At 72.1% G+C, this 8,618-nt stretch carries 8 protein-coding genes; 1 reads left to right on the forward strand and 7 read right to left on the reverse strand.

The genetic code is table 11. The annotated features are described in order from the left end of the window. Positions 1-8 precede the first annotated feature (8 nt). The 7 genes from CLV43_RS20340 to CLV43_RS20370 all read right to left on the reverse strand — a co-directional run bounded on the left by CLV43_RS20340 (position 9) and on the right by CLV43_RS20370 (position 7,011). Positions 9-776: an ABC transporter permease gene (locus tag CLV43_RS20340; protein ID WP_106188769.1), complete on the reverse strand. Its 768-nt coding sequence runs from the start codon at positions 774-776 to the stop codon at positions 9-11. Beyond that, positions 773-1,735 (reverse strand): ABC transporter ATP-binding protein, encoded by a 963-nt coding sequence (locus CLV43_RS20345; RefSeq protein WP_106188770.1) that lies wholly within the window; start codon positions 1,733-1,735, stop codon positions 773-775. Before CLV43_RS20345 ends, CLV43_RS20340 begins: the two co-directional genes overlap by 4 nt. After that, positions 1,732-2,811, reverse strand: a complete 1,080-nt coding sequence (locus CLV43_RS20350; protein WP_106188771.1) for a hypothetical protein — start codon at positions 2,809-2,811, stop codon at positions 1,732-1,734. The genes CLV43_RS20345 and CLV43_RS20350 overlap by 4 nt, the downstream gene beginning before the upstream one ends. Beyond that, a complete protein-coding gene (locus tag CLV43_RS20355; RefSeq protein WP_106188772.1) occupies positions 2,811-3,635 on the reverse strand; it encodes a hypothetical protein in 825 nt (274 codons plus the stop codon). The genes CLV43_RS20350 and CLV43_RS20355 overlap by 1 nt, the downstream gene beginning before the upstream one ends. Further along, positions 3,632-4,849, reverse strand: coding sequence for a M16 family metallopeptidase (locus tag CLV43_RS20360; protein ID WP_106188773.1), 1,218 nt, complete (start codon positions 4,847-4,849; stop codon positions 3,632-3,634). Before CLV43_RS20360 ends, CLV43_RS20355 begins: the two co-directional genes overlap by 4 nt. Positions 4,850-5,326: 477 nt before the next feature. After that, positions 5,327-6,100, reverse strand: a complete 774-nt coding sequence (locus CLV43_RS20365; RefSeq protein WP_106188774.1) for a helix-turn-helix domain-containing protein — start codon at positions 6,098-6,100, stop codon at positions 5,327-5,329. A 233-nt stretch (positions 6,101-6,333) separates the two neighbouring features. Beyond that, positions 6,334-7,011, reverse strand: coding sequence for an SDR family NAD(P)-dependent oxidoreductase (locus CLV43_RS20370; RefSeq protein WP_106188775.1), 678 nt, complete (start codon positions 7,009-7,011; stop codon positions 6,334-6,336). Between the two features lie 167 nt (positions 7,012-7,178). Between CLV43_RS20370 and CLV43_RS20375 the strand changes: the two genes are divergently transcribed. Further along, positions 7,179-7,973 carry a histidinol-phosphatase gene (locus tag CLV43_RS20375; RefSeq protein ID WP_106188852.1) on the forward strand — a complete coding sequence of 265 codons (795 nt, stop codon included), beginning with the start codon at positions 7,179-7,181 and terminating at the stop codon, positions 7,971-7,973. Positions 7,974-8,618: the final 645 nt, after the last annotated feature.

An 8,618-nucleotide genomic window follows, 5' to 3' on the forward strand; every position in this document is an offset into this window, starting at 1 on the left:
GCCACCTCTCAGGTCCTGGCCAACGTGCCGGTCGACCGCACCCGCCGCAGGATGCGGGTGATCATCAGCCCGCCGACGGCGCAGCCCGCCGCGCCGAGCACCGCGATCGCCGCCAGCCGCGGCAGCTCGTCGACGACCGGCGCCGGGGACAGCGCGCTGCGCAGCAGGTCCGAGCTCCACGACAGGAACACCAGCCTGCTCAGCGGCCGCAGCCACTCCGGCAGGTAGCTCACCGGCACGAGGATGCCGCCGAGCAGGTAGAACGGGTAGGTGAAGCTGTTCTGCAGCGTGCGGGCGGTCGGCAGCAGCACGTACAGCGCCGACATCGCGCTGGCCGTGCCCGCCATCGCCAGCGCGGACAGCACCAGGCACCACAGCAGCGTCAACGGGTGCTCGACGCGCACCACGACGCCGAACGGCCACCAGGCGACCAGCCACGACTCGACGAAGCTGACCGTGCTGATCGTGGTGACGGCGGTGATCCGGGCGAGGACCACGACCGGGAACGAGGCGGGTGTGGCGACCATCGCCTCCAGCGTGCCGCGCGAGCGCTCGCGGGAGATCAGGTCGCCCGCGGTCAGCAGGGCCAGGCTCCACAACGACATCAGCACCGGCGCGAGCACCGCGTACGCGGCGAGGTCGGTCCGGTGCGCGTGCCTGCTGATCGCCATGAACACCACCGTGTACAGCGGTGCCGTCACGAGCACGTGCACGGTGTCGGGCGAGCGCAGGGTGAGCGCCGCCTGGAACCGGAAGGCGTCCCGGAACAGTCTCATGGGGACACCAGCATCCCGCGGTCGCCGATGACGTGCAGGTAGACCTCTTCGAGGCTCGGCCGGACCGTGCGCAGGGCCGTCACACCGGCGGACACCAGCAGCGCCAACACCTCGCTGGTGGCGGCCGGCGTCGTGGTGTGCACGACGACCCGGCCGCCGGTCTCCCGGTGCGCCTTGGAGACCCCGGACAGCGCGGACAGCCCCGCCAGCACGTCGTCAGCGACGCCGTCGGCCTCGACCCGCTCCAAAGTGGACAGCCGGGCCGCCAGCCGGGCCGGGGTGTCGGTCGCCAGCAGCACGCCGTTGTCGATCAGCGTCACCTCGTCGCAGACCGCCTCGGCCTCGGCCATGTCGTGCGTTGTCAGCAGCAGGGTGCGGCCCTCGGCGGTCAACTCGCCGATGAGCCCGCGGAAGTCCCGCACCGCCACCGGGTCCATGCCCGAGGTCGGCTCGTCCAGGATGAGCACCCGCGGGTCGCTGATCAGGCCGCGCGCCAGGTGCAGGCGCTGCTTCATGCCGCGGGAGAAGCCGTCGACCCGGTCGCGCGCCCGCCCCGACAGGCCGACCCGTTCCAGCAGCTCGTCCACGCGCCGCGACAGCGCGCGCCCGTGCAGGTCGTAGAGCGCGCCCCACAGCTGGAGGTTCTGCCTGGGGGTCAACCGCCCGTACAGGCCGCGGTCGCCGCCGAACACCACGCCGATCGACCGCTTGACCGCCAGGGTCTCGTGCCGGACGTCGTGGCCCAGCACCGAGGCGGTGCCGGAGCTGGGCAGCAGCACGGTGGACAGGATCTTGCACAGCGTGGTCTTGCCCGCGCCGTTGGGACCTAGCAGCCCCCGCACCGAACCGGACGGGATCGACAGGTCGACACCGCCCAGCGCGACGATCTCGCCGCCACCCCGCCCGGCCCGCGCCGGGAACGTCCGCCGCAGCGACCGGGTCTCGACCGCGTCGGTCATGGGGAACCCACCTCCAGTCCGTCCAGCTCGCGCAGCGCGGCGTGGTAGTCGTCCTCGGTCACGAGCTCGCCCGCCACGAGCAGGAAGTCCGCCACCGGGGTGCGCAGCAGGTCGAGGCCCTCACCGCGGTGCAGGCTGCTGACCGACCAGTCCCGGCGGGCACGCCGCAGCAGGAACCCGTAGACGGGCAGCCCGGCCGCGAGACGGCCCTGCACGGTCGGCGGGACGCTTTCGACGGGGCTGCCACCGGTCCGCCGCCGCCGTTCCTCCTCGGCGGGTGCGCGCAGCCGCTCGACGCACTCCTCCAGCAGCGGGGAGGAGATGTGCTCGGCGGTCCTGGCGAGCAGCTCCAGCAGCTCGGGGGCGCGGAAGTACTCGACCGCGGTGTCGGCGAGCCGGTCGGGGTCCGGCGGGCCGCTGTCGAACAGCATGACGACGTCGACCACGTCCTTGACGGTGAACTCGTGCTGGAAGCGCTCCTCGGCGAGGCAGACGAGCGCGGCCAGGGTGGCGTCCGCGGGCAGCACGACCGACGGCGGCACCCGCACGTAGTCGCCGACGAGGGCGATCGTGGTGAGCTCGACCCGGTTGTCCCGGTCCAGCAGCGGGTCGTCGGAGGGCCAGGACAGGCCCGCCAGCACGTGCGTGACCCCGTCGAACCGGAGCAGCGAGACGTCGATCAGCTCGACGTCGACCTGGTCGCCGACCACCCCGGCCGCGCGCCACAGCGACGCCTCGTCCGCGAGCAGCAGGTCCAGGTCGGCCGAGGGGCGGACCACGTCCGGCGGGTAGAACCCGGCGATCGACTGCCCCTTCAGGATCCGGATGGGCGTGGCGGCGCCGATGTCGGCGGCCAGCCCCCGGTAGCGCGCGGCCTGTTCGCGTTCCCGGCGCAGCTCGTCGGCGCTGCCGGTGCCGATCTTCAGACCGTCGCGGGCCGCGACGGAGATCACCATGTGGGACAGGTGCGACCCGGCCTTGCCCGCGGCGCGCATCACGGCGCGGACCGACTCGGACTCGTCGACGCCCAGCAGCGAGCGCAGGAAGGCGAAGTCGACCTTCGCGGAGAGGCTCATCACCGGCTCCCCAGTGGCGCGAACCAGTACCGGTGGCTGACCCGCCACCCGCGTCTGCGCAGCGAGGCCAGGACGCGCTCGGCCTTCCCGGAGCTGTCGCCCACCGGGTGCACGACGTTGCCGAACAGCGGCAGGCCGAGGCCCGCGGCGTGCTCGCCCGCCGCGGCGGTCAGGGCGGTGGTGGCGGCGCGCACGTCGACCACCGGTTCCACCAGGCTGTCCACCAGTTCCACGAAGTCCGTCCCCGTCACCTCGTCGTGCGCCGCGCACAGCAGCGTGGCGTGCCCGACGGGCTCGCCGCGGTGCCACACCAGCAGCGACACGCGTCCCCGCTGCTCCAGCACGCTCCGCGCGGCCGTGGCCGCGTCGGTGGCCGCCACGTCGGCCTCGATCTCGTCGCCCGCGGCGTGGAACGCCCGTTCGAGCCAGCCCAGCACCAGCGGGTCGTGCTCCGGTCCCGCCGTCGTCACCTCGAAGTCCACGTCCGCCGCCGACGCCGCCAAGTCCACATCGGACGGAGACCCGCCCGCCAGCCGGACGTAGGTCACCTGGGTCCGCCACGGTCGCGGCAGCTCCACCCACGGACCGGTGCGCATCAGCAGGCCGTCCGCGTCGTCGTGGCCCGCGACCAGCACCCCGGTGAGCTCGGCCAGCAGGGCGGGGTCCTCGACCAGCCCGTGGTCGGCGTACTCCACCAGCACCTGCCGCCGGCCGGTGACCGCGTCCGTGTACGCGCCCGCGACGTAGGACCGCCCGGCGACCGTGCGGAGCAGACCGCTCTCCCGCGCCGCGTCGACGTAGCCCGAATCCACCGCGCGGGTCATGACGCCTCCGGTCGCACGCACACGAACAGGCCGTCGGCGACCTGCGCCGCCGCGGCCCGGACGTCCTGCGCCGTGACGGCGGCCAGCTCGGCCAGGTCGTCGTCGAGCGACCACGCCACGGTGCCCGCCCTGCCGCGCGCGCCGATCAGGTTGGCCTGTTCGAGCGGCGACTCGCTGTCCCGGATCAGGCCCATCACCGCCTGCCTGCGGGCGGCGTCGAGGTCGTCGGGCGTGGGGCCGTCGGTGGCGAGCCCGGCCAGCAGCTCCCGGACGACCTCCATCAGCCGCGGGGCCGACTCCGGTTCGACACCGACCAGCAGCCGCCACACCCCCGCGTCGGCGTAACCGCGGTGCCACGCCTGGAACGAGTAGGCCAGCCCCTCCTGGTTGCGCAGGGACCGGTAGAGCAGCGACGAGGGGCTGGAACCGAGCAGCTTGGCCAGCACGTTGTAGGCCGACCGGTCGGGGTCGCCGGTGCGGGGCGAGGCGGCGCCCATGCACACCCAGCACAGGTTCTCGTCCGTCGGCCACGCGGGCAGCCGGTCCTGCCGTGCGGGGACCGGCTCGTCCCGGCCGACGCGGAACACCGCGCCCGAGCCCGCGGCTGGCGAGTCGACCAGCGGCTTGGGGATCCTCGGTCCGACCACCACCAGCACCATCGGGCTGGTGAGGAAGTTCGCGGCGTGCTCGGCCCGGAGCTCCTCGACCGTGATGGCGGCCAGCTCCTCGGGCACACCGCCGACCGGACGTCCCAGGTCGTGGCCCGCGAAGAACTCGGCGAGGAACGCGTCCTGCACGGCGTCGGCCATGTCGGCCGCGCCGGTCGCCAGCTCCTTGAGCACCACGGCCCGCTCGTCGGCCAGCCGGTCGGCCTCGAAGACCGGCGCGAGCACCGCGGTGTGCAGCAGCTCGGCGATCTCGTCGGCGTCGTCGGCGCTCACCTGGGCGTAGAACTGCGTCATCTCCGGCGCGGTGTGGGCGTTGACGTAGCCGCCGAGCCGCTCGACGTGCTCGCAGAACGACGGAACCCCGGCTACCGGACTGGACATCAACAGGTGTTCGAGCAGGTGCGCTACTCCGCCGCGGCCGGCCGGATCGTGCCGGGCGCCGTAGCCGACGGTGAGGCTCAGGCTGGTCGTCCGCAGCTTCTCGTCGACGACGGGGACGACGGGAATGCGCGCGAAGCCGACCGGAGGTGCTCCGGTTGTGGTCATCTCTACTCACCTCCGCAGGGTGGTCGAATTCAAGGAAAGCGCCGCCACGGAGAACATCCCCCGTGGCGGCGCCAATTACCCGTCTGTCAAGCTCAGCGCTTGGGGGTCTGCACCTTGTCCAGACGCGGGCGGAGCAGGGAGACGTGGTTGCGGTTCATTTTCTACCTCTTTCGTTAAACTCCCCCGGACGGCTCCGGGTAATACATTTTTAGCATGGGCCGCACAGCCCACCAACGCACTCGGGTATTGATTTTGCGACGCGGAACAGCGCTTGACAGCGGTTCACTTCGCATGGGATATCGAGATGCCTCCGATGGTATTCGTCGATATCGCGACCCGATGTGCCGCGCGATCACCGGAAATGCCGGCACGACCTGCCGGACAAAGCGATCGGCCCGCTCACCCGAATACCGGGTGAGCGGGCCGATCCCGTCGGGGGCGCCGCTCGTGCGCGCCGTCGTGAAAGCCCGGCGGCCGTCAGCGCATGTAGCCGAACTCGCCGGTCTCGCCGAGCGTGCGGGCCAGCGCCGTCGCCGCACCGCGCACCGCGGGGACCACGATGCCGACCGGGCACGAGGACGCGGGCCCCACCACCGACATCGCCGCGACCACACCGACGCCCGGCACGAGCACCGGGCAGGACACACCGACGATCCGCTCGGCCGGGGTGTCGTACTCGACCGACGAGTGCCCCAGCGACCTGATCCGGTTGAGGTGCGAGCCGTCGTCGGGCCGGGGGACGGCGCGCAGCGGGTAGCCGGGCCGTTCGAAGGCCTTGATCGCCTTGGCGGCCGCGTTCGCCGCGATCCGGTCGGGGTTCACCCCGGCGAAGTGCCCCGGCCGGGCCTTGCTGTGCCGCGCCAGGTGGACGGCGGTCTCGCCGTCCCGGACCGACAGGTAGGCGCGCCCACCGGTCGTGTCGTGCAGCCGGGCGAGCAGCGGTGCCGCCACGTCGCACAGCACCCGGTGGGTGGGCACCCTGGAGCCGAGCACGGACAACCGCCGCCCCAGGCGGAGCTCCCTGCCGTGCCGCTCCAGCAGGCCCCACTGGACGAGCTCGCCGATCAGCCGGTGGGCGGTCGGCTTCGACAGGCGCGCCCGTCGGGCCAGCTCCGTCAGCGACAGCGTGCTGCCCGTCGGTTCGAACATGCACAGAATGGCCAACGCCTTGCCCAGCATGGACAGCTTGGGGTACCCGTCCTGCGCCAGGTCCCCGATCCTGCCCTTGTCCGCCTCGATCGACATGGTCATCACCGTCGTCCTTTCCCCTCGGGAAACGCGACTTCCCGCCTCGCTCCGGTCACTGGGCCGACGTTGCTCAGCGCGGTTCCCGCACCGGTCCCCCGTCGATCCCTGCGCCCTTCCGGGCCTGGTGAGGGGCACTGAGACGACAACCGCGGCGGAGGACCGGTGGGCGGATCGAGGGGGTGCGGCGGTGTTCGACGGTCCGCGCGGATCGCAGGACGGTCAGCGACGGGCGGGGATCACTTGTCCCAGCCGAGCTCGTCGAGGCCGCGGAAGAAGCGGCCGTTCGTCCGCTCCGCCGGGAGGTCCAGCAACCGGACCAGGTCGGCGGCGGTGTCGGCGGGGTCGTCCGGGGCGGAGTCCGTGCCCATCTCCGTGCGGATCCACCCCGGGCAGTACGAGAACGCGGACACGTCGGTGCCCGCGGCGGTGAAGTGCCGCGACACGGCCAGCGTCAACGAGTTCACGGCCAGCTTCGAGGACCGGTAGGCGAACGACGCGCCGTCGGCGTCCTGGAGGCGTCCCATGCCGGAGGACACGCACACCATCCGGCCCGAGCCGCGTTCCACCATGCGCGGCGCGTACCGCAGGGCCATCTGCACCGTTCCGAACAGGTTGACCTCGAAGGTGCGGTGCAGGTCCTCCACCCGCAGCGCGAAGAGGTCGCCGTAGCCCGCGCGCGGGTCGTCCAGGTACACCCCGGCGTTGTTCACCACCACGTCGACGTCCTCGGTGGCGAACAGCGACGCGGGCAGCCGGTCGCCCAGGTTCAGCGACCGGTAGTCGTCCAGGTCGTCGTGCCGCGGCGCGGCGGCCAGTCCCGCGCCCAGCACCCGGTACCCGGAACCCTTGAGGGAGCGGCAGATGTGGCGGCCGAGGCCTCGCGACACGCCGGTCACCAACGCGGTTGGCGTCATCGGTCCACCTCCGGCAGCGACGCCGGGATCCGGCGCGTCGGAACGGGTTGCTCACCGCCAGTGAAGTGCACGGCCCGCGGCGGCGCCTGTCCCAGAACTGGGACGTCGACACCGCCCGCGGGGGAACGGATCCTTTGCGGGATCGACGAAGGGCGGTGCACGAAGTCATGTTCGACCTCCACACCCACCACGAGCGCTGCGGGCACGCCGTGGGCAGCCTGCGCGAGATGGTCGAGGCCGCGATCGAGGCGGGCCTGGACACCATCGGCGTGTCCGACCACTCGCCGTTCTTCGGCAGGCCCGAGGACCACTACAAGCCCTGGGTGGCGATGGCCAAGTCCGAGTTCCCGAGGTACCTCGCCGAGGCGGCGGCCCTGCGCGACGAGTTCCGCGACCGGATCACCGTGCTGGTGGGGGTGGAGTCCGACTTCCTCGACGAGCACGTCGAGCTGTACCGGGAGATCTACCGGCGCCACCCGCTCGACTACATCATCGGCTCGGTGCACATCCTGGGCGCCACCGACATCTTCGACCCGGCCCGGTGGGAGGGCGCGGACCTGCTGGCCGAGAAGGAGAGCTACTGCGCCGCCGTGGGCCGGGCCGCCCGCAGCGGGGTGTTCGACATCCTCGGCCACGTGGACGCGATCAAGGGCAACCGGCCCGAGCTCGTCGACATCCAGACCCCGGCGGTGGACCGGATGCTGCGCGACATCGTCGAGGCCGACGTGGTGATGGAGATCAACACCTCCGGTGGCACGAAACCGGTCGGCGGCTGGTACCCGTCGCCCGACGTGCTGGAGCGGGCGGCGTTCTACGGCGTGAAGGTCACCTTCGGCTCGGACGCGCACCGGCCCTCCCGGATCGGCGAGGACTTCGAGGCGGTCCGGGTGCGCCTGCGCGAGCTGGGCTACCGGCACTGGCACCTGTTCCGCGACCGCAAGCGGGAATGCCGTCCTTTGTAACGGGCACCTCGGACGCGCTGGCGGACCGGCCGTCGCAAAGGCGTGCCGGTGCGACTCCGCGGGCGCCAATGCACCCGACGTGGTTGCGGCGTTTCGGACAATTCCGCTCGATCTTCGACAATCCCCGGCAATGGTTATAGCGACGGAGGAGCACCACCGCCGCACACTGGTAAGCCAACCGATCGAGACGCACAGCGCCGACCCTCACCGTTTCTTAACCTTCGCTTCGACGCCAGGTGATAGCTTGTCGGGACAAGGACAACCCGGAGCGGTTCACCCATCCACTGGGTGAGCACCACTGACGCGGTCTCGAACGGAGTACGGAATTGACCGGGCCCCTCGCACTCATCGGCCGATGGCCACGTCGGTGCCGCACCGGCCCGCGTCCGGCGAATTCGACTGGAGCCCGGTGCACGGAGCGGTGCGGCTCAACGCATTCGGATACCTGATCGCGGCGCTGGGTGGGCGGCGCGTGCCGCGTCGGCGGAACAGGTCGGACGAAGCACCGGTGCTCGCGCGCCGTGCCGCTCCCGCGGCGCCCGAGGCCGATGCGGCTCCTCGTCCAGAAAGCCAGTGGTGAAGCGGATGCCCACCGACACCAGTCGGGAGTCCCCACTCCGGATCAACATCCTGGGACCGGTGGAA

Source organism: Umezawaea tangerina (assembly GCF_003002815.1).
Classification (GTDB): domain Bacteria; phylum Actinomycetota; class Actinomycetes; order Mycobacteriales; family Pseudonocardiaceae; genus Umezawaea; species Umezawaea tangerina.

Excerpts from the sequence above, each read along its gene's own strand:
- CLV43_RS20340 (WP_106188769.1), bottom strand. The coding sequence starts at position 776 with ATGAGACTGTTCCGGGACGCCTTCCGGTTCCAGGCGGCGCTCACCCTG.
- CLV43_RS20345 (WP_106188770.1), bottom strand. The coding sequence starts at position 1,735 with ATGACCGACGCGGTCGAGACCCGGTCGCTGCGGCGGACGTTCCCGGCG.
- CLV43_RS20350 (WP_106188771.1), bottom strand. The coding sequence starts at position 2,811 with ATGAGCCTCTCCGCGAAGGTCGACTTCGCCTTCCTGCGCTCGCTGCTG.
- CLV43_RS20355 (WP_106188772.1), bottom strand. The coding sequence starts at position 3,635 with ATGACCCGCGCGGTGGATTCGGGCTACGTCGACGCGGCGCGGGAGAGC.
- CLV43_RS20360 (WP_106188773.1), bottom strand. The coding sequence starts at position 4,849 with ATGACCACAACCGGAGCACCTCCGGTCGGCTTCGCGCGCATTCCCGTC.
- CLV43_RS20365 (WP_106188774.1), bottom strand. The coding sequence starts at position 6,100 with ATGACCATGTCGATCGAGGCGGACAAGGGCAGGATCGGGGACCTGGCG.
- CLV43_RS20370 (WP_106188775.1), bottom strand. The coding sequence starts at position 7,011 with ATGACGCCAACCGCGTTGGTGACCGGCGTGTCGCGAGGCCTCGGCCGC.
- CLV43_RS20375 (WP_106188852.1), top strand. The coding sequence starts at position 7,179 with ATGTTCGACCTCCACACCCACCACGAGCGCTGCGGGCACGCCGTGGGC.